Source organism: Cupriavidus taiwanensis (genome assembly GCF_900250075.1).
GTDB classification, from domain to species: domain Bacteria; phylum Pseudomonadota; class Gammaproteobacteria; order Burkholderiales; family Burkholderiaceae; genus Cupriavidus; species Cupriavidus taiwanensis_C.
Map to the genome: position 1 here is coordinate 1064579 of NZ_LT977071.1, position 26120 is coordinate 1090698.

Below are 26120 nucleotides of genomic sequence, written 5' to 3' on the forward strand. Positions count from 1 at the left end.
TCTCACTCGGCGGCAAGCGGCCTGGCCGCGGCGCGGATGCAGTCGGCCAGCGCTTCGGCCATCGGGCTCAGCGTGCGGTCGCCGTGCCGCAGCAGGCCGATCGGTTCCTCGGTGCCCTGCGTATCGAGCGGCAGCAGGACCAGCTCATCCTCGGCCACCGCGCGCCGCGCGGCGGACAGGGGCGCCGCCCACACGCAGTCGCTGTGGCGGGCCAGCAGCCGTCCGAGGTAGGCATCCGACGTTTCCACGCATCCGCCCGGCAGCGGCAGGCCATGGCGGGCGAGCAGGCTTTCGGTGTTGTGGCGGGGAATCGAGCCCGCGGCGGGGATCACCAGCGGCCATGCCAGCACGTCGAGCAAGGTCGGCCGCGAGACGGCGGCAAGCGGATGCTCGGGGCGTACCGCCAGGGCCAGCGAGTCGGGCCCGAGCGATTCGAACCACAGGCTTTCCATGGCCACCGGGTCATCCATGCGGCCAATGACCAGGTCCAGCACATCGGCCTTGAGCTGGTCGATCAGGCTGCGGTTCATGCCGGTCTGGACGGCAAGCCCGACCTCGGGGTGCGCGGCACGGAAGCGCAGCAAGGCATCGGTGAGCACCGCCGGTACGACGCTGGGCAGCGCCCCCAGCCGGATGCGCTCCCGGGGCTGCGCTTGCTCGCCGGCCATGCTGTCGGCCGCCGCATCGATATCCGCAAGGATGCGCAGCGCGTGACGCAGGAAGCGCGTGCCGGCGGTGGTCAGTTCCGTGCCCGCACGCTGGCGCACCAGCAGGCGGGTGCCGGTCAGCTCCTCCAGTTCGCTCAGGGTCTTGGACACGGCTGGCTGTGTCAGCCCGAGGCGGTCGGCGGCGCGGCCCAGGTGCTGCGTTTGCGACACCGCCACGAAGCAGTAGAGATGCCGCAGCCGAACGCGGTTGCGGAAGATTTCAAGCGCGGGCCGGGCGGGGGTTTTCATGCGAGAAAGTTATCGTAGTTATCAGAAAACTTAATTTACATGACTTTATGTGTTGCCTAAAGTCCTGCCATGCCAACGACAAGGAGACTGCGCAATGACCCGTCTTGCCCAATATCGCCGTCCCTACTGGGACACCCAGCCCGAATACCGCTTCGACCCCTACGCTTCCACGCAGAAGCGCTCGCCGGGCCAGCCGCTGATTGCGCTGCCCCAGTCGCTGTCCGAAGTGACCGGTCCCACCTTCGGCGCCGAATTCGTCCGCGAAGGCGATAACGACCTTACCGCCGGCAACGGCGGGGAGCCCATCGGCGAGCGCATCCTGGTGACCGGCCGCGTGCTCGACGAGAATGGCCGGCCAGTTCCGAACGCGCTGATCGAGGTGTGGCAGGCCAACGCCGCCGGCCGCTACGTCCACAAGCGCGACCAGCATGACGCGCCGCTGGACCCGCATTTCTCTGGCGAGGGCCGCACCGTTACCGACGCCAACGGGCACTACCGGTTCAAGACCATCAGGCCCGGCGCCTATCCCTGGCGCAACCACCACAACGCCTGGCGGCCGCAGCATATCCACTTCTCGCTGTTCGGCAATGCCTACGCCACGCGGCTGGTGACGCAGATGTATTTCCCCGGCGATCCGCTGCTGCCGTTCGATCCGATCTTCAATTGCGTGCCGGACCAGAAGGCGCGCGACCGGCTCATCGCCAGTCTCGACTGGGAGACTACCCAGCCCGAATACGCGCTGGGCTACCGTTTCGATATCGTGCTGCGTGGCCGCGATGCCACGCCGATGGAGTAAGACCATGCTTTACGCCACCGCATCCCAGACCGTCGGTCCTTATCTTCATATCGGCCTGAGCGGGCTGAACTGCGCCGACCTGACCGCCAGCGCCCCGGACCTGGCCGGCCAGCGCATCGTGATCGAAGGCCGCGTCACCGACGGCAATGGCGAGCCCGTGCCCGACGGCATGGTCGAGATCTGGCAGGCCAATCCCGCCGGTCGCTACCGCCACGCCGAAGACACGTGCGAGCTGCCGCTGGTGCCCGGCTTTACCGGCTTCGGCCGCGTGCCGACCGAGGCCGACGGGTCGTTCCGCTTCGTCACCGTCAAGCCCGGCGCCGTGCCCGGGGCCGACGGCCGGCAGCAGGCGCCGCACATCATGGTGTCGGTGTTCATGCGCGGGCTGGTCAAGCACGTTGCCACGCGCATGTACTTTCCGGACGAGGCCGCGGCCAATGCGGCGGATCCGGTGCTGGCGCTGGTGCCGGCCGAGCGGCGCGGCACGCTCGTTGGCATCGATTCCGGCAACGAGGCCGGCAACGCCACGCTGCGCTGGAACATCGTGCTGCAAGGTCCGGACGAGACGGTGTTCTTCGATATCTGACCCGCGGCGCCGGCGGCCGGGCATCTGCCGGCCGCCGGCGACAGACGCATAATCAGGTGGTCGTCATCGCCACGACCCCCTACCGATCGCCCCCATGCCAACCGTCACGCGTCTTACCGATCCCATGTTCGGCAGCCCCGCGGTGCAGGACATCTTCTCCGACACCGGCACCGTGCAGCGCATGCTTGCCGTCGAGGCCGCGCTCGCGCGCGCCGAAGCGCAATGCGGCGTGATCCCGGCCGCTGCCGCGACCGTCATCACCGAAGTCTGCCGCGACGTCGGCGCCATCGACCGCGATGCGCTGGCACAGGCCGCGGTCGCTGCCGGCAATCTTGCCATTCCCTTCGTCAAGCAACTGACCGCCGCCGTGGTTGCGCGCGATGCCGATGCTGCGCGATTCGTGCACTGGGGCGCCACCAGCCAGGACATCATCGACTCCGCGCTGGTGCTCCAGCTCGGAGACGCGCTGCGCGTACTCGATGCCGACCTGGTCCGCCTGGGTGAATCCTGCACCGCGCTGGCCAGCGCGCATCGCGCCACGCCGATGGTGGCGCGCACCTGGCTGCAGCATGCTCTGCCGACCACCTTTGGCTGCAAGGCCGCCGGCTGGCTCGACGCGCTGCGCCGCGACCTCGCCCGCCTTGGTGCAGCGCGCGCGCAGGCCCGCGCGCTGCAGTTCGGCGGCGCCGCGGGCACGCTCGCGAGCCTGGGCGACGCCGCGCCCGGCGTGACCGCCGCACTGGCCCGCGAACTCGGCCTGGTCGCGCCCGTGCTGCCGTGGCATGCGCATCGCGACCGCATGGTCGAGGTGGCCACCACGCTCGGCATGCTGACCGGCACGCTCGGCAAGATGGCTCGCGACATCTCGCTGCTGATGCAGACCGAGGTGGCGGAAGTGGCCGAGCCCGCCGGGCCCGGCCGTGGCGGTTCCAGCACCATGCCGCACAAGCGCAATCCGGTGGGTTGCGCGGCGGTGCTGACGGCGTCGGTGCGGGTGCCGCCGCTGGTGGCCACCATGCTGTCAGGCATGGTGCAGGAACACGAGCGTGCGCTGGGCGGCTGGCAGGCGGAATGGGACACGCTGCCGCAGATCGTCGCGCTGGCCGCGGGCGCGCTGCGCCAGATGGGCGAGGTGGTGGCGGGGCTGCAGGTCGATGCGGCGCGCATGCGTGGCAATCTCGATCTCACGCATGGGTTGATACTCGGCGAGGCCGCGATGCTGGAACTCGGAGGCACGATCGGCCGGCTGCAAGCGCACCACGTGGTGGAGAGCGCCTCGCGCCGCGCCGTCGCCGACGGCACCAGCCTGCGCGATGCGCTGGCCCGTACGCTGCAGGAAGAACCGGCCCACGCGGGCTTGCTCGACGACACCACGCTCGACCGCCTTGCCAATCCTGCCAACTATGCGGGCCAGTCATCGGCTTTCGCGGATGCGGCGGTGCAGGCGTGGCAATCCGCGCTTGCCGAACGTGCCGCACGGTAACTCGCCAAGGATTCTCAGGAGACTGCATTGCCCTATCTCGATCATGCCGGTGCCCGGCTCTTCTACACCGTCGACGGCCCCGAGGCCGCACCGGCCATCATCTTCTCCAACTCGCTCGGCACCGACCACACCATGTGGGCGCCGCAGGCCGCCGCGCTGGCCGGGCGCTTTCGCGTGGTGCGCTACGACACGCGCGGACACGGCCGCTCGACCGCACCCGGTGATGCCTTCACGGTTGAACAGCTCGGTCAGGATGTGGTCGCCATCCTGGACGCATTGCGGATTGACCAAGCGGTGTTCTGCGGCCTGTCATTGGGCGGCCTGACAGGGATGTGGCTCGGCATCCATGCGCCCGAGCGCTTCTGCCGCATCGTGCTGGCCAATACCGCGGCAAAGATCGGCAACGCAGAGGGATGGAACACGCGCATCGACACCGTGCTGCAAGACGGCATGGCCGGGATGGTCGCGCCATCGATCGAACGTTGGTTCACGCCCGGGTTTGCCGCCACCTCGGACCGTGCGCTGGATGGCCTGCGCGGCGTGCTGGCAGGACTCGATCCGCGCGGCTATGCGGCCAGCTGCGCGGCGGTGCGTGACGCAGATTTCCGCGAGACGGTGTCGTCGATCACGGTGCCGGTGCTGGTTGTCGCCGGCAGCCAGGACCCGTCGACCACCGCGCAAGAGGGCCGCGCGCTGGCCGATGCCATTCCCGGTGCGCGCTTCGTCGAACTGCCTGCCGCGCATATTTCCAGCTTCGAGCAGCCAGGCCGCTTCACCGCTGCACTGGTGGACTTCGTGCAAGGCCGCCTGCCCGTGACTGACGACCACGCGCGCTATGAGGCCGGCCTTTCAGTGAGGCGCCAGGTGCTCGGCAGCGCGCATGTCGATCGTTCGCTGGCGCGGCTGACGCCGCTCAACGAAGAATTCCAGAACCTGATCACGCGCTATGCCTGGGGCGAGATCTGGACGCGCGAGGGCCTGCCGCGCCATACGCGCAGCCTGCTGACCATCGCCATGATGGTGGCGCTGAACCGCCCGGAAGAACTGAAGCTGCATCTGCGCGCCGCGGCCAACAACGGCGTCACGCGCGACCAGATCAAGGAAGTGCTGCTGCAGACCGCGATCTATTGCGGTGTGCCGGCGGCGAATTCGGCCTTCCACCTGGCCGAGGAAATCTTCGCCGCGATGGACCAGCCGGACTGATCGGATCGATCAGCGCACCGCGAACGCCGGCAGCCGCGCCCGTCCCGACTGCCGGAACTCCGTGGGCGCCTGCCCGACCAGCCGGGCGAAGAAGCGCGAGAAGTACGCCGCGTCGGAGAACCCGAGCGACAGCGCGATGTGCTTGATCTCCAGGTCGCTGAAGAGCAGGTCGCGCTGCGCTTCGGCGAGCACGCGCGCGTGGATCATCTGAAGCGCGGTCTGGCCCGAGGCCTGGCGGCATACGCGGTTGAGCTGCGTGGGCGTAATGCCGATCGCCCCGGCGTAGTGCCCGATTTCCTTCTGCTCGCGATAGTCCGATTCCAGCAGTTGCTGGAAGTGCTGGAAATGCCGCGCCGGACGACTGCTGCTGCGCGCGGCTGCCGGCTGATCGGCATTGGCCAGCCGCGCGATACCGATCAGCACCAAAGTCAGCAGCGCCGACAGCGACGCCCCGCGCCAGGCGGACACGGCTTCCATCTCCCCACGAAACAGCGCCAGCGAACTCGCCAGCACGTGGCCGCGCCGCACGCGGTCATGGCGCGGGTGTTCGAACAGCGGCAGCGCGTCCGGCACACCCGCCAGCAGCGTGCGCAGGTGGCTGTCGGTCATGGTGACGACCATGCCGTCAGTGTCCGGCGTAAACACGAAGCCGTGGATATGCCGCGGCGGCATCGTCACCAGCGAGCCGCTGCGCAGCGGCTCGCGGCGTTCTTCGAGCAGGGCTTCGCCGCCACCCGCATGGATGTACAGAATTTGCAGGAAGCGCTCATGCCGGTGAGGCTTGATCTCCCACCCGTGCAGGCGGCTGCGCGCGGCGATGGACTCGAAATGCAGCTGGTCGGACAGCGGCTCGGACGAATTCACGCCATACAGGGAGTAGGTCGGGACAGGTTTCACGGGGGCGTCGGTGTTTACCAGCAATGTTCCGATTGTCCTGTCATTGGTTCCGTCTGTCCATTCCGTAGCGGGTGTGCGGCCACTATCGTTAGCGCCATCAGAGCGATACGCAAAAGGAGACAAGTCATGCGCACCCAGGTCGCCATCATCGGCGCCGGCCCCGCCGGCCTGTTGCTCGGGCAGCTGCTCGCCAGGGCGGGCATCGACAACGTGATCGTCGAGCAACGCAGTCCGGAATACGTGCTGGGGCGCATCCGCGCCGGCATCCTCGAGAGCGTGACCGTCGATGCGCTGAAGCGCGCGGGGGTGGCGGCGCGGCTGCAGGAGGAAGGGCTGGTGCACGACGGCATCGAGCTGTCGTTCGATGGCCAGCGGCATCGCATCGACCTGCACGCGCTGGTCGGCCGCAGCGTGACCGTCTACGGCCAGACCGAGGTCACGCGCGACCTGATGGCGGCACGGCAGGAAGCGGGCATCACCACGGTCTACGAGGCGCAGGAGGTCAGCCTGCATGATTTCGATGGCGCCAGGCCGGTGGTCCGTTACCGCAAGGACGGCGTGGCGCACGAGATTCACTGCGACTACATCGCCGGCTGCGACGGCTTCCATGGCGTCAGCCGCCAGAGCGTGCCGCTTACCGCCACGCAGCTGTTCGAGCGCGTCTATCCGTTCGGCTGGCTTGGCATCCTCTCGGACACGCCGCCGGTGGCGGAGGAACTGATCTATGCCAGCCACGAACGCGGCTTTGCGCTGTGCAGCATGCGCTCGCGCACGCGCAGCCGCTACTACGTGCAGGTGCCGTCGAGCGAGCGCGTGGAGGACTGGTCCGATGACCGCTTCTGGGACGAACTGCGTTGCCGCCTCGATCCGCGCTCGGCGCAGTCGCTGGTGACGGGCCCGAGCATCGAGAAAAGCATCGCGCCGCTGCGCAGCTTTGTGTGCGAGCCGATGCGCTTCGGCAACCTGTTCCTGGCCGGCGATGCCGCGCATATCGTGCCGCCTACCGGCGCCAAGGGGCTCAACCTGGCCGCCAGCGACGTGCTGACCCTGGCCGACGGACTGGTCGCAGCCTACCGGCATGACGACAAGCGCGAGCTGGATGCCTATTCGGCGCGCTGCCTGCGCCGCATCTGGAAGGCCGAGCGCTTTTCATGGTGGCTGACTTCGCTGATGCATCGCTTCCCCGATGCGGATCCGTTTGCTCTGCGCATGCAGCGGGCCGAGCTCGATTACCTGGTGGGTTCGGAAGCGGCTTGCCGGGCGTTGGCGGAGAATTATGTGGGGTTGCCTTACTAGGCGCTGAACGGGAGCCACTGCCGCCAGCGAAGGCTCCCCTGTCCCGCGAAGTGGGAAAGGGCAGCAAACCGGCAGCGCGCCAGCGTTGTCGCGACCCCATGCCACTGCAGTGGTGCGGCGTCATGGTGGGTCGGCGATTGCCGTTGTCCGATTTCGGATCAAGGCCTGTCGCCTGCCGGTTTGGCCGCTGGCTGCGCCGTCCCTAGACTCAAGCCGTTCGAGTCAAGGAGAACGCGCCATGGCAAACCTGCCACCCATCTTTCCCAATCTGCACGCCTGCCTGCTCGGGGTTCTTTGCCTGGCCCCGGCCGGCGCTGCCGTCGCCCAGGACTGGCCCATCAAGCCGGTCACGCTGGTGGTTCCGTTCCCGGCCGGCGGCGGCACCGACCTGCTGGTCCGCACCATCCAGCCCCGGCTGCAGGCGGCGCTCGGGCAGCCTGTGGTGATCGACAACCGCAGCGGTGCGGGCGGCACCATCGGCGCTGCGTTTGTGGCGCGTGCCGCGCCGGATGGCTACGTGGTGGGCGTGGCGACCACCAGCACGCATGCGGTCAGCGCCAGCGTCTATCCCAAGCTGCCGTACAAGCCCGCCGCCGACTTTGCCTACGCTGGCTTTATCGGCACGTCGCCATATGTGCTCGCGGTCAATCGCGCACTGCAGGCAGCTGACGTGAAGGCGCTGCTCGACCGGTTGCGCCACGACAAACCTGCGCAGCACAGCTTTGCCTCGGTCGGCGTGGGCACGGTCTCGCACCTGATCGGCGTGCAGTTCCAGGCGTTGGCCAGAGTGCCGCTGACGCATGTGCCGTATCGCGGCGCCGCGCCCGCTTATACCGACCTCATCGGTGGCCAGGTACAGCTGATGTTCGACAACCCCGCGGGACTGGTGCCGTATCTCCGCGCCGGCAAGCTGGCTGCGGTCGCCACGACCGCGCCGACGCCGCTACTGCCCGGCGTGCCGACCTTCGCCAGCCAGGGCGTGCCGGGCTTCGCGCAGCAGCTCTGGTATGGACTGGCGTTTCCGCGCGGGACGCCGGCACCGATCGTTGCGCGCATGAACCAGGCGCTCAACCAGGTGCTGGCGGACAAGGACACCATCCGCGAACTCGCCGACAAGGGCGTGACGGCACGCCCGGGCACGCCTGCGGAGATGCTCGCCACCGTGCAGCACGACTTGTCTTACTGGGGCGAGATTGCCCGGTCCGTGGGAGCGACGATTGAATAAGCCACAGCTGCACACCATGCCCGCGCGCGGCGGCGCGGCGCTAATCGACGTGTTCGTGCGGGGCTCCGGCGGCGGCAACCCGGTACCGCTGGTGGCCGATGCACAAGGCATGTCCGAGGCGGAGATGCAGCAGGTCGCGGCGCGGCATGGCCATGAATCGGCCTTTGTGCTGCCGCCGTCGGCCGATGGGGCGGACCTGCGCCTGCGCTTCTTCGTGCCACGGCACGAGATGGAGATGTGCGGCCATGCCACGGTGGGCGCGTTGTGGGCGCTGCGCCAATGGGGCCGCTGGACCGCGCCGGCCGCGCGCGTCGAGACGCTGAGCGGCATCGTGACGGCGCGCTGGGACGACGCGGCGCAGCGGGTGTGGATTTCGCAGCCGCCGGTGCAGGCAAGCGCGCTGGATGCGGCCTGCCGCCGGTCGGTCGCCGCGGTGCTGGGCCTGCCTGGCGATGGCGGCGGTTATGCCATGACCAACGCCTGCACCAGCCGCGTCAAGACGCTGGTGGCGATGCCGGATGTGGCGGCGCTGGCCGCGCTGCGGCCGGACTTCGCACGGATGGCGGCGTTGTGCGATGCGATCGGGTCCACCGGGCTGTACCCGTATGCGGATGCGGCAACCGACGATCCCCCGGCTCCGCCAGCCACGCGGGCGGTGCATGCTCGGCAGTTTCCGCGTGCTTCCGGCTACCCGGAAGACGCCGCCACCGGCATTGCCGCCGCCGCGCTGTGGGGACACCTTGCCGGCAATGCCGGAGAAAGCGCGCCAGTACTCGCGGTACGGCAGGGCGAAACCATGGGCCGGCCGTCGGAAATCCTGGTGGCGCCGCGCGTGGCGGCCGACGGCACGGCGCAGGGTTGCTGGCTTACCGGCGCGGTCCATTGGAGCCAGCCATGAGCGCCACCACGCCGGAAGCGCGGCTCGCGGCCGCGGGCTTTGCGCTGCCGGACGCGCCCGTCCCGCGCGGCAACTACGCGCCGGCCTGCGCGATCGACGGACGCGTCAGCATCAGCGGCCAGACGCCCCGGCGTGACGGCATTGCCATGGCCGGCTGCTGCGCCACCGAAGCCGATCTGCCGGCCGCTCGCCTTGCCGCCGAGGTGGCGATGCTGAATGCGCTGGCTGTATTGCGGGCAGCCGCCGGTGGCGAACTGGCGGCGGTGCGGCAGGTCACGCGGCTGCGCGGCTTCGTGCGGGCGCACGGCGATTTCACCCGGCATTCGCTGGTGGTGGACAGTGCCTCCGCGCTGCTGACACTGGCTTTCCCGGATCAGGCGCTGCCGGCCCGCACCGCGGTGGGGGTGGCGAGCCTGCCGGACCGTGCCTGGATCGAGATCGAGCTGGAGGCCTACCTGGCGTGACCGGCAGGAATGCCCGGCCGGTGCGCTCAGCGCGCTGGCGGGACCTCGCGCAGCAGGCGCGCGAGATGGCCGCTGCTGGCAAAGCCAAGGCGCTCGCTGACGCGGGACAGCGGCAGCCCTTCTGCCAGCAGGCTGCGCGCATGCGCCGCGAGCACGCGCCGGCGGACCGCGACCGGGCTCGCGCCGAACTCGAGCTGGCAGGCGCGCTGCAGCTGCCGCGCCGAAACGCCCAGGGTGCAGGCCGCGGCATCGATCGACGGCAGCGCCTGGTCGCGCTCCAGCGCCGCGCTGAAGCATCGCACCAGCCGGAGCGCGAGCGAGGCCGGCTCCTGCGGCAGCGCCAGCAGCGGGCTGGCCATGATCTGGCCGACGACGGCGCGCACCAGCAGCTCCGCGCTGGCGGGCGCAAGCCCGGGCGTCAGCAGTGCTTCGAGCATTGCCAGCGCGGCGCCGTCGAGCCGCAGCGCACCGTAAGGCGCGGCGCTGCGCAGCCTGTCGGGAGGCAGGTAGAGTTCGCCGTGATGCTGTCGTCCGGCTTCCGCCGCGGTGAAATGGCGCGTCGACGCCGGCAGCAGCACCGCCCCGCCGCGTACCAGCGTGGCCGCGACCGGGCCGGGCTGCTGCGTGTCGGGCTGGCTTTCCCACACGCTGCGCAGCCGGCCGGCGCGCGTCCACAGCAGCATGCTGCAGTCGTGCGTATGCCATTCGCGCCGGAATCCCGCGTGGCGGCTTTCATGCAGGGCAAAGCCACGCTCGGCGGTCAGGTGCAGCTTGGGGGAGTGATGTGTCAGGGCAGCCACTTTCGGGACGCGTGCGGGTTGATTGGCGCGTGCCGACGATGGTGCCATATCCCGGGCGGGACCGGGGAGTCCCGAGCCAGGACTACGGCGCAGCGCACGACAAGGCCATCACCCGCGGCATCGCCTCGGCCACCACGCCGCCCGCCAGCACCACCGCCGGACTGGCCATCCCGGCGGCCAGCGCATCGGCCAGCGCTTGCACCGTGCCGGCCCAGCAGCACTCTTGCGCGCCGCCCGCATGCATCACTACTGCCGCCGGCGTATCGGCGCGCATGCCGGCCGCCAGCAGCCCGTCGCGGATCGCCGCGAGCCGGCTCATGCCCATGTAGATGACCAGCGTGGTGCCGCCGCGCACCAGCGCGTCCCAGTCCGGCGAGCCGTGTTCGCTGGTGTGCGCGGTGACGAAGGTGACGCCGTGGCAGTGGGCGCGGTGGGTCAGCGCGATGCCCAGGGCCTGCGCCGCCGCGACGCCGCTGCTGATGCCGTTGACCACTTCCACCGGCACGCCGTGCGCGCGCAGGAACGCGGCCTCTTCGCCGCCGCGGCCGAACAGCAGCGGATCGCCACCCTTGACGCGCGCCACGGTGCGGCCGGCCAGCGCGTGCTGCAGCGTCAGCTGCTGGATGCGCGCCTGCGTGACCGAGCAGCGCCCGCCGCGCTTGCCGACCCACTCGACATGCGTGCCGGGCCGGGCATAGCAGGACATCTCCGGCGAGACCAGGTCATCGACCAGCCATACGTCGGCGCAAGAGAGCGCGCGCACCGCGCGCACCGTGACCAGGTCGGGGCTGCCGGGGCCGGCGCCGACCAGCCAGACCTTGCCGGGCTTGAGGGGAGAGTTCATGCGAGGGACTCCTGCGTGCGCGGCGGCCAGGCATCAGTGACTGGTGCCCGCCGAACGCGTGGTCTTGTTGAAGACGTTGTACTTGCCGATGGGCTTGTCCATCGGGATGCGCTTCACTTCCTGCAGTGTGGCGGCGTCGTAGACGACGATCGCGCCGTCGCGCTCCATCAGGCTGACCAACGCATAGCGCCCGTCGCGCGTGAATTCCACATGCGCGGCGGTGCGGCCCGGGCTGGGCGTGACACTGCCGGCGACTTGCAGGGTCTGCTTGTCGATCACCTGCAGCGTGTCGCGCCGCGGGCTCATCATGGCGTCGGCCCACGCGTAGCGGCTGTTCTCGTGGCTGCGCAGGAAGAAGCCGGGCCCGTTGGTGGGGATGGCTGCGACCGTACGCCAGTCCTGCATGTCGATCACCGGGATGCGGCCCTGGCCGAGGTCGGGCGACGCCATCACTGCATGGCCGCCCATCTCCCACGTGATGCCGCTGCCGAGGTGAGGCATGCCGCCAAGGGCCAGCGAGGCCACCTTGCGACCCTGGTCGAGGTCGATCACCTGGCCGCCGCCGTTGCGCGATGCGCCAAGGATGTGGCGGTAAGGCTGGTCGAAGAAGAAATCGTCGAGCACATCGTCCAGCACGATCGCGCGCGGCGCCAGCGACGCCAGTGGCTTGCCGGCGGCGTCGGCATACGGGATCTCCCAGACTTCGGCGATGTCCTTCAGCGCCGCGACAAAGCTGTGGCGCGGCGCCGCGTCATAGACCGCCGATACCCGCGATACGTCGCCATTGCGGCCCCTGACATCGATCACCCGCGCCAGCGACAGGTCGTCGGCGCGCAGCAGCACCAGCGTGCGCGGCAGCGTATTGCCGGCCAGCACCCAGCGCCCGTCATCGCTGACGGCAACGTTGCGTGTGTTGATGCCGACGCGGATCTCGGCGACATAGGCCAGGTTCCACAAGTCGTACTTGCTGACCCAGCCGTCGCGGCTTGCCATGAAGACATAGCGGCCATCGCGGCTGAACTTGGGGCCGCCGTGCAAGGCGAAGCGGGTGGCAAGGCGATGGATCGGCGCCAGCTTGTCGCCGTCGAGCACGGTCATGTGATGGCTGCCTGCCTCGACCACCACGAACAGGTTCTGCGGATCGGCGCTGAACACAGGGCGCGCCGGCAGCGCGCCGGGCGCATGCATGACCACGTGGCTGGCCCGGATCGCTTCGGCGCTCCATTGCGGCGCGGCGGCCGGTGCCGTGCGCAGCCAGCGCGCCAGCGCCTGCAGTTCCGGAGCCGCCAGCGTGGGGCCGAACGCCGGCATCTGCGTCGCGGCGCGGCCGTCGCGCAGCACGCTGTCGAGTTCGCTGGCGCGCAGCCGCTCCAGGCTTTCCGGCAGCAGCGCGGGGCCCATGCCGCCGAGGCGGTCGGTACCGTGGCAGGCGGCGCAGTGCTGGGCGTAGCGCGCAGCAGGATCGACCGACAATGCGGATTGCATTCCGCACGCCAACGCCAGGGACAGCAGCCATCGGGCAATGCGTGTCATGCCGTTACCTCCGGCTGGAGCAGGCTGGCGATTTCGCCGTCGCTGAGGTAGCAGCCCGGATCTTCCGCCCATGCGTTGCCGGTCAGCGCGAGGGCACGTACTCTCGTATTGCCGTTGCAGATGGCACGGTGCGCGCAGTCCGCGCAGCGTCCTTGCAACGGGCGCGGCCGGCTGGCCAGTCCCGCCATCAGCGGATCGGCGCGGCTGGCCCAGATCTCGCCAAAGGGCCGGTCGCGCACGTTGCCCAGCGTGACATGCCACCACATCGTGTCGGGGTGCACATTGCCGAGGTTGTCGATATTGGCAACCCCCACGCCGGTCGCGTTGCCACCCCACTGTTCCAGCCGCTGGCGCATGTCGCCGACGCGGTGCGGGAAGCGCTGCGCAATCCAGTGCAGCAGGTAAACGCCGTCGGCGTCGTTGTTGCCGGTGACGAAGTCGCCGGCATGTCCCGCGCGCGTGCGCTGCCAGACATGGTCGAACAGCCAGTCCAGCGCTGCGCGCGTGCGCGCGTGCCGCGCGTCGTCGGCGCGATGGCTGCGCGCGCGCCCGGCGTAGTTGAAGTGGGACAGGTAGAACTTGTCGATGCCTTCGCGTTCGGCCAGCGCGACGAGCTCGGGAAGCTGTGCGGCGTTGGCTTCGGTCAGCGTCATGCGCACGCCGACGCGCAGGCCGGCGGCGCGCGCCGTGCGCAGGCCGGCCAGCGCCTGTGCGAAGGCGCCGTCGCTGCGGCGGAAGCGGTCGTGCGTGGCGGGCAGGCCGTCCAGGCTGACGCCTACATAGTCGAAGCCCGCCGCGGCCAGTCGCGCGGCATGGCCGGCATCGAGCAGCGTGCCGTTGGACGACAGCGACAGGTGGAACCCAAGCGCGCGCGCATGCGCGGCAATGTCATACAGGTCCGGCCGCAGCAGCGGCTCGCCACCGGACAGAATCAGCGCAGGCACGTGCGCGTCGCGCAATTGCGCCAGCACACGCAGGGCCTCGGCGGTATCCAGTTCGCCCTTGAAGTCGGTATCGGCCGAGGTGGCGTAGCAATGCCGGCAGTTGAGGTTGCAGCGGCGGATCAGATTCCAGATCACGACCGGCCCGGCAGCCTTGCGGGCAGGCGGCACCGGCCCGGCATCGCGCAGGGCTTCCATGAAACGGGACAGGCGGAACATCAGCGTGGCTCCTGTGAGGCAGTGCTGGCCGGCGGCAGGCGCAGGCCGGCTTTCTTCAGGATGCGGGTGGACCACAGCACATCATGCGCGCGGCAGGCGTCGCCCAGCAGTGCGGCGATTCGCTCGATCTGCGGCGCCGCTTCGGCGCGCGTATGCGCGTGGACCATCGCGAACAGGTTGTAGGGCCAGTGCGGCAGGCGGCGCGGGCGCAGGTAGCAGTGGCTGACGAAGGGCAGCGCACCCACGCGTTCGCCGAGCGCCTCGACGCGGGCATCGTTCACGTCCCACACCGTCATGCCATTGGCGCGCCAGCCCAGCCGGTAGTGGTTTGGCACCGCGCCGATGCGGCGCAGCGTGCCGCGCGCCTGCATCGCCGCCAGGCGTGCAATGACTTCGGTCTCGGTCAGGCCAAGCGCGGCGGCGACCGCGGCGAACGGGGCCGATACCAGCGGCAGGCCGGCCTGGGTGGCGCGGATCAGCGCCAGGTCAGTGGGATCGGCAGCGTCGGCAGCGTATGGCATCAGGCGGGCAGATAGAGGTTGACGAAGAACTCGCGTTCCTTGGGAAACGGCAACACCTCGACCCCGGCCGCGGCGGCGATGCGTGCGAGCGCCGGCGCGACCTGCTCCGGCCGCGCCACCGCCAGCACGAACCACAGGTTCAGGTGGTGGGTGCGCGCGTAGTGGTGCGCGACCTCGGGATGGGCGTTGATGGCGGCGATGACTGCTTCCAGCCGCGCCGCCGGCGCATGGCAGGCGCACAGCACGAAGCGGCCGCCCGCGCGCTCGACCTGGTACAGCGGGCCGAAGCGCGTCAGCACACCGGCGGCCAGCAGCGCGCGCAGCCGCTCCAGCAGCACGGCCTCGGTGATGCCGAGCGCCGCGGCGGCTGCGGCGTACGGACGCGGCACCAGTGGCAGGCCGCGCTGCAGGGCGTTGATGATGCGGCGGTCGAGGGCATCGAGCGGTTCGTGCGGATCGGTGGCGTCGCAGGACGCGGTGCCGTTCATGCCGGCACCTGGATGGCATAGCGCGTGCCGCGCTGCTTGTAGCAATGCGTGCCGACCAGGACCGTGCCGGGCACCTGCTCCAGGCCGGCGGCGGCCCGGACCTGGGCCAGCGCGGTCTGCAGGTCCGGCGCGCTGCGGGCGTGGATCATGGCAAACAGGTTGTAGGGCCAGTCCGGCAGCCGCCGCGCGCGGCGGTAGCACAGGGTCACGCGCGGCTGCCGCGCCAGCCGCATGCCGACGGCGTCGACGCGGCCGTCGGGCACGTCCCACACGCACATGGCGTTGTGGCGGTAGCCAAAGCGCCCGTGGCGCAGCACCACCCCCAGGCGCCGGATCACGCCTTGCGCCGACCATTGCGCCAGCCGCTCGAGCACCTGCGGCACGGCCAGGCGCGCCTGCCTGGCCAGCGCATGAAAGGGGCGCGGTGTCAGCGGCAGGCCCGCTTCCAGCGCGGCGACCAGGCGCCAGTCATCGTCGTCCAGCGCCACCGCGGCTGCGGGCACCGCCAGCGCGGACCGGCGCGGGCGGGCGCCGTGCTGGCGCGCCAGCGGAAAACCCAGGTCGATGTGGTACTCGCGCGCCATCGGCAGGTCCAGCGGCGGCAGGCCGGTGAGGTTGCCGATCGACGCGAGCGTGGCATCAAGCATGCCGCGCTCGCGCGCGCCCGCGACAAACCACAGGTTGTAGCGATGGCCGCTGCGCGCGTAGTTGTGACTGACCGCCGCGCAGGCGCTGACGCGCGCCGCCACGCGGTCCAGCTGCGCCGGCGGCACCGACAAGGCGCCCAGCGTGCTGACGCCGATCACGTTCGGCGCGAACACCGCGCCGACGCGGCTGATGCGTCCGCTGCCGAGATCGCGCGCCAGCAAGCTCAGCAGTGCGTGCTCGCACAGCCCCGCTTTCGCCGCCAGCGCCTGGTAGGGGCGCGGCTGCAGCGGGAAGCCGCGCTGCAGCTGGTCATAGAGGGTTTGCTCGTTGAACATGGCGGGGCCCTACATGCCAAAGCGCTGGGCGCGCGCGGTGAAGAAGATGCCGCTGGGATTGTCGGCCGGCAGCGTGGCCAGGCGTTCCAGGGTGGCGGTGTCGTAGACCTCGACGCGGTTGTCGTCGCGGCAGGACAGCCACAGCGCCTCGCCCTTGGGCGTGAATTCCATGTGCAGCACGCCGCGGCACGGGCGCAGCGTGCGCAGCACCTGGCGCGTGGCGGTGTCGATCACCTGCACGGTGTCGTTGTGCGGGAAGGCGAAATTGACCCAGACCTGGCGCCCGTCGGGCCGCGCCATGGCGAACACCGGCTGGCCCGCCAGCGCCACGCGTGCCGCCTCGTGCCATCCGTTGGCAGGATCGGCCACCAGCACTTCATGGCGCCCGACCGCCGGCAGCCACGCCATGCCCTGCGCCATGGCCCAGCCGCGCAGGTGGGGCATCTTGTAGACCGGCAGCGGCGCATTGCCCCGGCCATGGCCGGACAGGATGCGGCGCGCCTGCGGCGGCGCCTGCCACAGGTCGACCAGCGCCAGGCCGTCTTCGCCGAACAGGCCGGCCAGGTACCAGCGGCCGTCCGGCGTGACCAGCCCGTCGTAAGGCTCGCGCCCCGCGGGCAGGCGCGTTACCTGCGGCCGGCGCGGATCGCTGGCGTCGATGATCCAGATTTCGCCGGATTCGAACAGGCTCGCGGCGAAGCGGCGGCCGGGCAGGTCGGCCAGCCCGACCACCTTGGCGCGGCGCCCGTCGCTGCCGATCGCCGGCAGCTCTGCCAGCGGCGCCAGCGTGTGCGCGTCGAACAGCCGGATGCCGCCCGGCGCATAGTTCTGCGCGGCGACCACGCGGCCGTCCTGCGAGATCGCGCCGCCGATGCTGTTGCCGGCCTGCAGCACGCGGTGGGTGATGCGCGCGCCAAGCAGGTCCACACGCGTTAGCCCGCCGTCGCGGCCGAACACATAGGCGTAGCGCGCATCGCGCGAGAACACCACGCTGGCATGGGACAGGTCGCCCAGTCCTTCGACCGTGGCCAGGCGGGTCATGCCGGTGGTTTCCACGATCTGCAGCCGGCCCGCCGCGCGCTCCACCACCACGCCCAGGTCGCCGGTGCCGCGCACGGTGCCGGCGCAACCGGCAGCGAGCATGGCGACGAGCGCGGCGCATGCCGCCGCGGCCAGCCCGCGCATCAGTTGTCTTGCGGCGTGACGGCCGGCGGCTGGCCGGCCTGCAGTCGATCGATCAGCCATCGGGCTTCATCCTGCGTCATGAATGGTTGCCAGGGCGGCATCGCCGTGCCGGGCCGGCCGTACAGCACGGTGGCAACGAGGCCGTCAGGCGGCTTGCCTGCAAGGCTGGCGGGCGTCAGCGGCGGACCCAGCCCGCCGCGCAGGGTCATGCCGTGGCAGGCGCCGCAGTCATCGCGCAGCCAGTGCGCCAGTTGCGCCTGCCGCGCCGGGGCGGGCGGGTCCGCCGCGGCGAGTGCGCCGGCGCAGCCTGTGGTGACGACCAGCGCCGCGGCCGCGGCGCGGCGCCACGCCATGCGGTTCAGAGGGAAAGGATCCATTTCGCCAGCGTGTTGGCGTCGGCCGCGCTGACGGCGTTGGCCGGCATCGGCACCGGGCCCCAGCGGCCGCTGCTGCCTTTCAGGATGGACTGGACCATCTGCGCCTGCGCGTCCTTCCTGCCGGTGTACTTGCCCTTGATGTCCTGGAACGCGGGGCCGACCATCTTCTTGTCGATGGCATGGCACGCCAGGCAGGCCTTGCTCGATGCCAGGGCCTGGCTGGCGTGTGCCGGCATGGCTGTGCCGATCGCCAGCGCGCAGCCGAACGATGCCAGCAGCGCAGTTTGCGCGGATGTTGTTCGCATGATGAATTGCTCCATGGAAGTCACGCGGAGGACTGGCGACCCTCGCCGCGCCCGGGCGCAGCGAGGGTGCCGGCTCAGTAGACGTCGTGCTGCGTGTTGTAGGCGTTGAACTTGCCAGTCGGCGTGATCAGTCGTTTGTCCTTGATCACGGTCTTGAGCGTGCGGGTCTTGTCGTCGACCACCACCAGCGCGGACTCACCGTCCTTGGTGCCCCACACCGAGAACCAGACCTCGTCGCCGGCCTTGTTGTATTCGGCCTGCACCACGCGCCTGGCGCCGCTGCCCTTCAGGTCGGCCCACTCGGCGATGGGAAGCACCTTGAAGCCGGCGTCGAGATTGCGCGTGTCGAACACCGCGACCGACTGGTTGAGCTTGGCATCCGGGTTCAGCGGCGTATCGACCCACAGGTTTGACGACTTGGGATGGGTCTTGATGAAGAGCGAGCCGCCGCCCTGGCCCTTGACCGTCTGCACCACCTTCCACGCTTGCGCGGGGTGCCCGGCGGGGTCGGTGCCGATCAGGCTGATGGTCTCGTCGCCGAGGTGGCTGGTGGCCCAGACCGGGCCGAACTGCGGATGCGTGAAATTGGCGCCGCGGCCAGGGTGCGGGGTCTTGCCGACGTTGACCAGCGCAGCCAGCTTGTCTTCCTTGGTATCGACCACGGCGATCTTGTCGGAGGCGTTGGCGGCGACCAGGAAGTAGCGTCCGGTCGAATCGAAGCCGCCGTCGTGCAGGAACTTGGCCGAATCGATGGTGGTGGTCTTCAGGTTGGCCAGGTCCGAGTAGTTGACCATCAGGATCTTGCCGGTCTCCTTGGCGTTGATCACGAACTCCGGATGGAAATGGCTGGCCACGATCGACGCCACGCGCGGCTCGGGGTGGTATTCGTTGTCGACGGTCATGCCGCGCGTGGACACTACCTTGAGCGGCTTGAGCGTGTCGCCCTCCATGATCACGTACTGCGGCGGCCAGTACGAGCCGGCCACGGCGTACTTGTCCTCGTAGCCCTTGTACTTGGAGGTCTCGACCGAGCGCGCCTCCATGCCGATCTTCACTTCGGCGACGATATCGGGCTTGGGCAGCCACAGGTCGATCAGGTCCAGTCGCGCGTCGCGGCCGATCACGTAGAGGTAGCGTCCCGACGCCGACATGCGCGAGATATGCACCGCATAGCCGGTCTTGACGATATTGATGATCTGCTTGCTGTCGCCGTCGATCAGCGCGACTTCGCCGGCGTCGCGCAGCGTGACCGAGAACAGGTTGTCCAGGTTGTACTGGTTCATCTTCTGCGTCGGGCGCTTGGCCACCGGTACGATGTCCTTGCGGCTTTTCTCGATATCGGCGAGCGAGAACTCGGGCGGCGTCGGCGGGTCGAGCTGGATGTAGCGCGCCATCAGGTCGACTTCCTTGTCGGTGAGGTCGCCCGAGGTGCCCCAGTTGGGCATGCCGGCGGGGCTGCCGTACTTGATGAAGGTCTTCAGGTACTCGGTGCCGCGCGCGCGGGTGATGTCCGGCGTCAGCGCCTTGCCGGTGGCGCCCTTGCGCAGCACGCCGTGGCAGCCGGCGCAGCGTTCGAAGTAGATCTGCCGTGCGTGGTCGAATTCAGCGGTGGTCAGGGTGGGGATGGCGGCCTTCTGTTCAGCCTTCGGCGCGGTCTTGGAGTCGGCCTTGGTGGCGGCGTGAGGCAGGCCAGGCCAGAGCGAGAGCGGCAATGCCGCGATTGCCGGATACAGCCAGTTTTTTGCTTTCATGGGGTGCCGTGGATCAGCGGTGGGAAAGCGATTTAGCGGTACGCAGGCGGGTGTGGCCTGGACCTGTCGTCATGTGGCGATCATGCGCACACACTGCCGACATGGGATTGACTGGCATCAAACGAAGCTGGGAGGTTGGGAACGAAATGCGGAAGGGGGTGACCTTCGTTCCCGGCGGGCAGCGTGTCGCCGTGGCGGCGACACGCTCGAGGTGGTGTGGCTCAGGTGCGGCCGAGGCGCTCGCGCGTGCGCGCGGCCACGTTCTGCGTCCACGGGAACGCGGACCAGTACTGCGCCATGAACTGCTCGATCTCGCCGCGCTGCCGCAGCGACAGGCCGATCATGTCGAGCCCTTCGATAAACATGCGGCGATGGCGTGCCGACAGTTCGAAAGCGTGATCGCCGGCAGGCGTGCGCACGCGCATGGCGTCGAGGTCGATGCTGACGGTGTTGCGGCTGTCCGCGTCCACGGCGTCCATCAGGCGCTCGATGACGTCGCGCGGCAGCATCACCAGCAGCAGCCGGTTGTTCATCGCGTTGGAGTAGAAGATCTCGCCGAAGCTCGGCGCGATCACGGCGCGGATGCCGAACTGCTGCAGGCCCCAGACGGCATGCTCGCGGCTGGAGCCGCAGCCGAAGTTGGCGCCGCCCACCAGGATGCCGGTGCCGGCGTACTCGGGCCGGTTCAGCACGAAGTCCGCGCGCGGCGCGCCGCTGGCGTCGAAGCGATGGTCGTACAGGATGCCTTGCGCCAGCCCGGACTTGTCGATACCGCGCAAAAACTGCTTGGGAATGATCTGGTCCGTATCGAGGTTCTCGAAGCGGATCGCCGCCGCCTTGCCGGCGATGCAGGTCGTTTCAGGCATGGGAAATCTCCATCTGGCGCACGTCGGTGATGGCGCCGGTCACGGCCGCGGCTGCCGCCATGGCCGGGCTCATCAGGTGGGTGATGGCGCCGCGTCCCTGCCGGCCCTCGAAGTTGCGGTTGGTGGTGGAGGCGCAGCGCACGCCGTCGCCGAGCACGTCGTCGTTCATGGCCAGGCACATCGAGCAGCCCGGCTGCCGCCATTCGAAGCCGGCCTCGATCAGGATGCCGGCCAGCCCTTCACGTTCGGCCTGCGCCCTGACCGCACCCGAGCCGGGCACCACCATGGCCCTGACTCCCGCGGCCACCTTGCGGCCACGCGCCACCGCCGCCACCGCGCGCAGGTCTTCGATGCGGCCGTTGGTGCAAGAGCCGATGAAGACATGCTGGATCGCGGTGCCAGCCAGCGCCGCCCCCGGCTGCAGGCGCGTGTACGCCAGTGCCCGCTCGACCGAGCGCTGCCCGGCCTCGTCGATCTGGTCCTCGGCAAACGGGATCGTGCCCGACACCGGCAGCACCTGGTCCGGGCTGGTGCCCCAGGTCACGTACGGTTCGACCTCGCCGGCATCGAAGGCGAACTCCAGGTCGAACGCCGCATCGGCGTCGCTGTGCAGCGTGGCCCAGTGGGCGAGCGCGGCGTCGCGCTGCGGGCCCGCGATGTCCGGCGCGCGGCGCAGCACGTAATCGGTCGCCGCCGCGTCCGGTGCGATCAGCGCGCCGCGCGCGGCCGCCTCGACCGTCATGTTGCAGAGCGTGAAGCGGGCCTCGATGCTCAGCGCGCGAATCGCCGAGCCGCAGTACTCCACCACATAGCCGCGCGCGCCTTGCGCGCCGATCGCGCCGATGATCTTCAGGATCAGGTCCTTGGCGGTGGTGCCGGCGGGCAGCGTGCCGTCGACGCGGATGCGCATGGTGCGCGCCATGCGGTAGACCAGCGTCTGCGTGGCCAGCACGTGTTCGACCTCGGAGGTGCCGATGCCGAAGCCCAGCGCGCCCAGCGCGCCGTAGGTGGTGGTGTGGCTGTCGCCGCAGATCACCACCATGCCGGGACGGATCATGCCGTGCTCGGGGCCGACCACGTGCTCGATGCCCTGCAACGCATCGTTGGTGTCGAACAGCGGGATGCCATGGCGCGCGCAGTTGGCGTGCAGGTTGGTCGCCTGCAACGCCGAGGCCGGATCCGCGATCACGCGGATCGCGCCGGGATGGGTGGGGATGATATGGCTGACCACCGCGACGTTCTGGCCGGGCGCCATCACGCCGCGCTGCTGTTCGTGCAGCCCCGCGAAGGCCTGCGGGCTGGTGTACTCGTTCATCAGGTGCAGGTCGCAGTACAGCAGCACGTTGTCGTCGTCGATCCTGGCGACGGTGTGCGCGTCGACCAGCTTCTGGTATAGCGTTTTCGGGGGCATGGGGCCTGCCTTGTCAGGGGTTACTCGGCGGTGATGCCGCGTTGCTTGATCAGCCTGGCCCACACCGGCATTTCCTTTTCCAGGCGCTGGCGTGCCGCTTCGGGCGTGGTCGGCGTGGGCTCGAAGCCTTCCCTGACCATGCGGTCGCGCGTGGCCGGCGTTGCCAGCGCGATATTCAGGGCGGCGTTGAGCTTGTCGATCACGGGCCGCGGCGTGCCGGCCGGGGCGAACACCATGAACCAGGTCTCGAAGGCATAGCCGGGCAGGCCCGCTTCGGCCGCGGTAGGCACGTTCGGCAGCTGCGCCGAGCGCCGCGGGCCGGTGACGGCGAGCGCCTTGAGCTTGCCGCCCTGCACATGCTGCTGGGCGGCGGAGATGACCGGGAAGCTCATGTCGACCTGGCCCGCGATGGTGTCGACCAGCGCGGGGCCGCCGCCGCGGTACGGCACGTGGACGATGGCGACGTTGGCCACCGACTTGAACAGTTCGGCCGACATATGAAAGGTGCTGCCGTTGCCGGCGGAGCCATAGGTCAGCTTGCCGGGCGCGGCCTTGGCCGCCGCGATCAGTTCCTGCAGGTTGGTGGCGGGCACATTGTTGTTGACCACCAGCACATGCTGCGAACTGGCCACCATGCCGATCGGCGCGAGGTCCTTGAGGGTGTCGTACGGCATGCGCGGGAACAAGCCCGGGTTGATCGCCAGCGACACGGTCTGCAGGCCGATGGTGTAGCCGTCGGCGGCGGCCTTGGCGACGGCGTCGACGCCGATATTGCCGCCGGCGCCGGCGCGGTTCTCGACCACGATGGTGCCGCCCAGGCTTCTGGCCCACGCCTCCGAGACCAGCCGCGCGGCGATGTCGGCGCTGCCGCCCGGGGCGTAGGGCACGACCAGGCGCACCGGGCGTTGGGGATAGTTCTGCGCTGCGGCGGTGCCGATCGACGCGGCGCACAGCAGCAAGGCGGCGAGGCGGGCAACTTTCATGGGTGTCTCCTGTGGTGACGACTTGTTATGGAAGCCATCGTATCATTCACCTGGAGGCACATAATTTAAACTCGGTTACTTCTTTATTTCCTTTATTTCATCAATGGACCAGCTCTCCGACGTCGCGTTCTTTGCCTGTATCAACCAGCACGGCAGCCTCGCCGGCGCGGCGCAGCAGCTGGGCGTGACGCCGCCCGCGGTCAGCAAGCGACTGGCCGCGCTGGAAGCGCGGCTGCGCGTGCGCCTGCTGCACCGGACCACGCGCCGCATTAGCCTGACGCCGGAAGGCGAAAGTTACCTGGTGGAAGGCGCCCGAATCCTGGCCGAGATGGAAGCGCTGGAACGCGCGATTGCGGGCACCGGCAGCACCCCGCACGGCTTGCTGAAGATCGGCGCCACGCTTGGTTTCGGACGCCGGCATATCGCGCCGGCGCTGGCCCGGTTCGCGCGCCGCTACCCAAACATCGAGGTGCAGCTGTACCTCAGCGACCGGCCGCTGAACCTGGTCGAGCAGGGGCTCGACGCGATGATCCACTTCGGCGAGATGCCGGACGTGCGGCTGAGCGCGCGCCTGCTCGCCAACAACCGCCGGCTGCTGTGCGCGGCGCCGTCGTACCTGGCGGCGCATGGCGAGCCGTCAAGCCCGCGTGAACTGGCGCGGCACAACTGCATCTTTATCCGCGAGGCCGACGAGACCTTCGGCACCTGGCACCTGCGCTACGGCGCGCAGCAGGAGACCGTCAAGGTGCGCGGCACCATGAGCACCAATGACGGCGAGTCGGCGCTGGCGTGGGCGCTCGACGGCCAGGGACTGATCGTGCGCTCGGAGTGGGACGTGGCGGAGCACCTGCGCAGCGGTGCGCTGCGCCAGGTATTGCCGCAGTGGCAGTTCGCGCCGGCGGACATCCACCTGGTGTTCCCGGCGCGCAATCATCGTCCCGACAAGGTGCGGGCGCTGGTGGATTTCCTGCTGGAGCACTTTGCCGGCCACCGCGCCGCGGGCAGCGGCAGGGGCGCCAGCGCGTGGTAGGCCGCGGCCAGCTTCAGGCGGCTACAGCGCCAGTTCCGGGACACGCGCAGCGCCGGCGCCCGCGCCGGGCATGGCGGCGGCCCGGTCGCGCAGGGCCAGGATAAAGCCGCCAACCTGCACGATATCGTCCAGCGCCATGCATGGCAGCACGGTGTCCATGCGCGAGTCGGTGACCAGCGCGATGATCGACGGATCGCCCGGATAGTAGGGTGCGCGCCCGTGCGCGGGCCGGTAGACCTCGATGCGCGGGATGGCCTCGCGGCGGAAGCCTTCGACCAGCGTGATGTCGGCCGGGCGCAGGCGCGCGACCTGTTCCACCAGCGTCGGCTCGGCCTCGTCGGCCAGTTCGCGCACGATGGCATAGCGATAGGGCGAGGCCACCATCACCTCGGCCGCGCCGGCGGCGCGAAAGCGTGCGCTGTCCTTGCCCGGTGGCTCGAGTTCGAGCGGATGGTGGCTGTGCTTGACCACGTTGACGGTCAGGCCCTGGGCGCGGAACCAGGGCAGCAGTGCCGTGATCAGAGTGGTCTTGCCGCTGCCGGAGGTGCCGGTGATGCCAAGGATGAAGGGATGCATGGGGTTAGCGTTCGCAGGGTTCGCAGGTTTCTGATTGGGCGGGCAGCGGGCACACCAGCGGCAGGAAGCTGTCGGCGCGCTGCGAATAGGCCAGCAGCGCGCCGGCCTGGAGATCGAAATACCAGCCGTGCAGCGTCAGCGCGCCGGCTTCCAGCGCACGCCGCACGAACGGGAAGGTCTGCAGGTTGCGCAGCGATACCAGGATCGCCGCCTGCTCGCAGGCGCGCTCGCGCTGCGCGGCGCTGGCTGCTGCCAGGGTCTCTTCCACCTGGCGCCGCGCCGGCGCGGCGATACGCACCCAGGCGCCAAGGTAGTCCGGATCGTGGCTGTCGTCGGGTGGATGGTCGCCGGCGTCGGCCGGCTGCGCCAGCAGCGCGCGGATGCCGCCGCAGCCGCCGTGGCCCATCACGATGATGCGGGCCACGCGCAACTGCTGCACCGCGAACTGGATCGCCGCGGACACGCCGTGCAGGCTGCCCTCGTGGCGGCCGGTGCAGGGCGGTACCAGGTTGCCGATATTGCGCACGGTAAACAGCTCGCCCGGATCGCAGCCGAGCAGCAGGCCGGGATCGACGCGCGAGTCGCTGCAGCCGATCAGCAGCGTCGGCGGGCGCTGGCCGGTGCGCAGGGTGTCGAACAGCCCGGGCTCGTCGTCGAAATAGCGTTGCTGGAAGCGCTCGAAACCCTTGAGCAGATGTTCGATGTGATGCACGGCGGCCTCCGCTCGCTACTGCACCAGCGGGCTGTCGGCGCCCTCCAGCTCGATGCCTTCGATGCGCGCGCGGCCGATCAGCAGGCTGGCGTACTGCTTCCAGGCGCGATCGCGCGCGGCGCCGCCCAGCGCGCGGGCAATCTCGTCCCGCACCGCCTCGAACGGCAGGCGCGTGCCCGGGCAACGCTCGAGGATGCGCACGATATGCAGGCCGTAGCGGGACTCAAGCAACTGCGGCAGCACGCCGTCCTGCTGCGCGGCGAACAGTGCGCGCTCGAACTCCGGTGCGGTCTCGCCGCGGAACACGCGGCCCAGCCGGCCGCCGTTGGCGCCGCTGGGGCAGTTCGACAGCGCGCGGGCATGTTGAGCAAAGCTGGTGGGATCGCCGCGCACCAGTGCCAGCGTCTGCGCCGCGACCTCGCGCAGCGCGTCCAGCGGTACGCGCGGCGTGACCTGGAACAGGATATGGTCGGCTTCCACCCATTCGCCTTCGCGGAAGCGCCCGGGGTGGCTGTCGTAGTGGCGGCGGCAGCTGGCTTCGTCGGCTTCGGGCGTGGCCGCCTCGCGCGCCAGCAGCGCCTGCGCCAGCGCGTCGTCGTCCATGGCGTCGGCGTCCAGGCCGATGCGAGAGGCTTCGGCCCGCATCAGCAGCCGCAGGATCGCCGAGATGGTGGCCAGCCGCGCCGGGTTGGCGGCGTCGTGATGATGGTCCAGCTCGCGTTCGATATCGGCGTCGCGCAGTTCCACGCCGTTGACGGTGACAGGCATCGGATTCTCCTTGTGCGGTGATG

At 69.8% G+C, this 26120-nt stretch carries 28 protein-coding genes; 9 read left to right on the forward strand and 19 right to left on the reverse strand.

Annotated elements, in window-relative coordinates:
• Window positions 1-2 precede the first annotated feature (2 nt).
• The gene (locus CBM2588_RS21220; protein WP_115682341.1) at window positions 3-956 is read right to left on the reverse strand and encodes a LysR substrate-binding domain-containing protein; all 954 of its coding nucleotides are present in this window, start codon (window positions 954-956) and stop codon (window positions 3-5) included.
• Window positions 957-1050: 94 nt separating this feature from the next.
• On the opposite strand from CBM2588_RS21220, the gene pcaH reads away from it, so the two are divergent.
• From pcaH to pcaDC, 4 genes are all read left to right on the forward strand, one after another.
• Complete coding sequence (gene pcaH, locus CBM2588_RS21225; RefSeq protein ID WP_115682342.1) at window positions 1051-1752, forward strand: protocatechuate 3,4-dioxygenase subunit beta; 702 nt, start codon at window positions 1051-1053, stop codon at window positions 1750-1752.
• Between the two features lie 4 nt (window positions 1753-1756).
• Window positions 1757-2338: a protocatechuate 3,4-dioxygenase subunit alpha gene (pcaG, locus tag CBM2588_RS21230; protein ID WP_115682343.1), complete on the forward strand. Its 582-nt coding sequence runs from the start codon at window positions 1757-1759 to the stop codon at window positions 2336-2338.
• A 94-nt stretch (window positions 2339-2432) separates the two neighbouring features.
• Window positions 2433-3821: a 3-carboxy-cis,cis-muconate cycloisomerase gene (locus CBM2588_RS21235; RefSeq protein WP_115682344.1), complete on the forward strand. Its 1389-nt coding sequence runs from the start codon at window positions 2433-2435 to the stop codon at window positions 3819-3821.
• A 27-nt stretch (window positions 3822-3848) separates the two neighbouring features.
• On the forward strand, window positions 3849-5024 hold the full coding sequence (pcaDC, locus tag CBM2588_RS21240) for a bifunctional 3-oxoadipate enol-lactonase/4-carboxymuconolactone decarboxylase PcaDC (RefSeq protein WP_115682345.1): 1176 nt from the start codon (window positions 3849-3851) through the stop codon (window positions 5022-5024).
• Between the two features lie 9 nt (window positions 5025-5033).
• Here the strand turns inward: pcaDC and CBM2588_RS21245 are convergent, their stop codons facing one another.
• Window positions 5034-5921, reverse strand: coding sequence for a helix-turn-helix domain-containing protein (locus CBM2588_RS21245; RefSeq protein WP_115683680.1), 888 nt, complete (start codon window positions 5919-5921; stop codon window positions 5034-5036).
• Window positions 5922-6047: 126 nt separating this feature from the next.
• Here CBM2588_RS21245 and pobA point away from each other — a divergent pair, with 126 nt between their 5' ends.
• The 4 genes from pobA (at window position 6048) to CBM2588_RS21265 (ending at window position 9804) form a co-directional block, all read left to right on the forward strand.
• The gene (gene pobA / locus CBM2588_RS21250) at window positions 6048-7217 is read left to right on the forward strand and encodes a 4-hydroxybenzoate 3-monooxygenase (RefSeq protein ID WP_115682346.1); all 1170 of its coding nucleotides are present in this window, start codon (window positions 6048-6050) and stop codon (window positions 7215-7217) included.
• A gap of 238 nt (window positions 7218-7455) precedes the next feature.
• Window positions 7456-8442, forward strand: a complete 987-nt coding sequence (locus CBM2588_RS21255; protein WP_115682347.1) for a Bug family tripartite tricarboxylate transporter substrate binding protein — start codon at window positions 7456-7458, stop codon at window positions 8440-8442.
• A 16-nt stretch (window positions 8443-8458) separates the two neighbouring features.
• On the forward strand, window positions 8459-9340 hold the full coding sequence (locus tag CBM2588_RS21260) for a PhzF family phenazine biosynthesis protein (protein WP_115682348.1): 882 nt from the start codon (window positions 8459-8461) through the stop codon (window positions 9338-9340).
• Entirely contained in the window at window positions 9337-9804 is a 468-nt protein-coding gene (locus CBM2588_RS21265) for a RidA family protein (RefSeq protein WP_115682349.1), read from the forward strand. The genes CBM2588_RS21260 and CBM2588_RS21265 overlap by 4 nt, the downstream gene beginning before the upstream one ends.
• 26 nt (window positions 9805-9830) lie before the next feature.
• On the opposite strand, the gene CBM2588_RS21270 is transcribed toward CBM2588_RS21265, so the two are convergent.
• The 14 genes from CBM2588_RS21270 to CBM2588_RS21335 all read right to left on the reverse strand — a co-directional run bounded on the left by CBM2588_RS21270 (window position 9831) and on the right by CBM2588_RS21335 (window position 23011).
• The gene (locus tag CBM2588_RS21270; RefSeq protein ID WP_115682350.1) at window positions 9831-10604 is read right to left on the reverse strand and encodes an AraC family transcriptional regulator; all 774 of its coding nucleotides are present in this window, start codon (window positions 10602-10604) and stop codon (window positions 9831-9833) included.
• An 82-nt stretch (window positions 10605-10686) separates the two neighbouring features.
• On the reverse strand, window positions 10687-11448 hold the full coding sequence (cobA, locus tag CBM2588_RS21275; protein WP_115682351.1) for a uroporphyrinogen-III C-methyltransferase: 762 nt from the start codon (window positions 11446-11448) through the stop codon (window positions 10687-10689).
• A 33-nt stretch (window positions 11449-11481) separates the two neighbouring features.
• Complete coding sequence (locus tag CBM2588_RS21280; protein WP_172583648.1) at window positions 11482-12981, reverse strand: nitrite reductase; 1500 nt, start codon at window positions 12979-12981, stop codon at window positions 11482-11484.
• Window positions 12978-14141 (reverse strand): heme d1 biosynthesis radical SAM protein NirJ, encoded by a 1164-nt coding sequence (gene nirJ / locus CBM2588_RS21285; protein ID WP_115682353.1) that lies wholly within the window; start codon window positions 14139-14141, stop codon window positions 12978-12980. The genes CBM2588_RS21280 and nirJ overlap by 4 nt, the downstream gene beginning before the upstream one ends.
• Window positions 14141-14662, reverse strand: a complete 522-nt coding sequence (gene ahbB, locus CBM2588_RS21290; protein ID WP_115682354.1) for a siroheme decarboxylase subunit beta — start codon at window positions 14660-14662, stop codon at window positions 14141-14143. Before ahbB (CBM2588_RS21290) ends, nirJ begins: the two co-directional genes overlap by 1 nt.
• Complete coding sequence (locus CBM2588_RS21295; RefSeq protein ID WP_115682355.1) at window positions 14662-15150, reverse strand: Lrp/AsnC family transcriptional regulator; 489 nt, start codon at window positions 15148-15150, stop codon at window positions 14662-14664. Before CBM2588_RS21295 ends, ahbB (CBM2588_RS21290) begins: the two co-directional genes overlap by 1 nt.
• Complete coding sequence (ahbB, locus tag CBM2588_RS21300; protein ID WP_115682356.1) at window positions 15147-16133, reverse strand: siroheme decarboxylase subunit beta; 987 nt, start codon at window positions 16131-16133, stop codon at window positions 15147-15149. The genes CBM2588_RS21295 and ahbB (CBM2588_RS21300) overlap by 4 nt, the downstream gene beginning before the upstream one ends.
• Window positions 16134-16142: 9 nt before the next feature.
• Window positions 16143-17318, reverse strand: coding sequence for a cytochrome D1 domain-containing protein (locus tag CBM2588_RS21305; RefSeq protein WP_115682357.1), 1176 nt, complete (start codon window positions 17316-17318; stop codon window positions 16143-16145).
• Complete coding sequence (locus CBM2588_RS21310) at window positions 17318-17695, reverse strand: c-type cytochrome (RefSeq protein ID WP_115682358.1); 378 nt, start codon at window positions 17693-17695, stop codon at window positions 17318-17320. Before CBM2588_RS21310 ends, CBM2588_RS21305 begins: the two co-directional genes overlap by 1 nt.
• Window positions 17677-18000, reverse strand: coding sequence for a c-type cytochrome (locus CBM2588_RS21315; RefSeq protein ID WP_439897456.1), 324 nt, complete (start codon window positions 17998-18000; stop codon window positions 17677-17679). Before CBM2588_RS21315 ends, CBM2588_RS21310 begins: the two co-directional genes overlap by 19 nt.
• A gap of 74 nt (window positions 18001-18074) precedes the next feature.
• Window positions 18075-19751, reverse strand: a complete 1677-nt coding sequence (locus CBM2588_RS21320; RefSeq protein ID WP_115682359.1) for a nitrite reductase — start codon at window positions 19749-19751, stop codon at window positions 18075-18077.
• A gap of 221 nt (window positions 19752-19972) precedes the next feature.
• On the reverse strand, window positions 19973-20617 hold the full coding sequence (gene leuD, locus CBM2588_RS21325) for a 3-isopropylmalate dehydratase small subunit (protein WP_115682360.1): 645 nt from the start codon (window positions 20615-20617) through the stop codon (window positions 19973-19975).
• The gene (gene leuC, locus CBM2588_RS21330) at window positions 20610-22028 is read right to left on the reverse strand and encodes a 3-isopropylmalate dehydratase large subunit (protein ID WP_115682361.1); all 1419 of its coding nucleotides are present in this window, start codon (window positions 22026-22028) and stop codon (window positions 20610-20612) included. Before leuC ends, leuD begins: the two co-directional genes overlap by 8 nt.
• A 20-nt stretch (window positions 22029-22048) precedes the next feature.
• The gene (locus CBM2588_RS21335; protein ID WP_115682362.1) at window positions 22049-23011 is read right to left on the reverse strand and encodes a tripartite tricarboxylate transporter substrate binding protein; all 963 of its coding nucleotides are present in this window, start codon (window positions 23009-23011) and stop codon (window positions 22049-22051) included.
• A gap of 103 nt (window positions 23012-23114) precedes the next feature.
• On the opposite strand from CBM2588_RS21335, the gene CBM2588_RS21340 reads away from it, so the two are divergent.
• A complete protein-coding gene (locus CBM2588_RS21340) occupies window positions 23115-24041 on the forward strand; it encodes a LysR family transcriptional regulator (RefSeq protein WP_115682363.1) in 927 nt (308 codons plus the stop codon).
• A 21-nt stretch (window positions 24042-24062) separates the two neighbouring features.
• Here CBM2588_RS21340 and mobB read toward each other — a convergent pair whose 3' ends face one another.
• The 3 genes from mobB to CBM2588_RS21355 are packed head-to-tail and all read right to left on the reverse strand — an operon-like array spanning window position 24063 to window position 26097.
• Complete coding sequence (gene mobB, locus CBM2588_RS21345) at window positions 24063-24617, reverse strand: molybdopterin-guanine dinucleotide biosynthesis protein B (RefSeq protein WP_115682364.1); 555 nt, start codon at window positions 24615-24617, stop codon at window positions 24063-24065.
• A gap of 4 nt (window positions 24618-24621) precedes the next feature.
• On the reverse strand, window positions 24622-25329 hold the full coding sequence (locus tag CBM2588_RS21350) for a carbonic anhydrase (RefSeq protein ID WP_115682365.1): 708 nt from the start codon (window positions 25327-25329) through the stop codon (window positions 24622-24624).
• Between the two features lie 15 nt (window positions 25330-25344).
• Window positions 25345-26097: a peptidylprolyl isomerase gene (locus CBM2588_RS21355; RefSeq protein ID WP_115682366.1), complete on the reverse strand. Its 753-nt coding sequence runs from the start codon at window positions 26095-26097 to the stop codon at window positions 25345-25347.
• Between the last annotated feature and the right edge of the window lie 23 nt (window positions 26098-26120).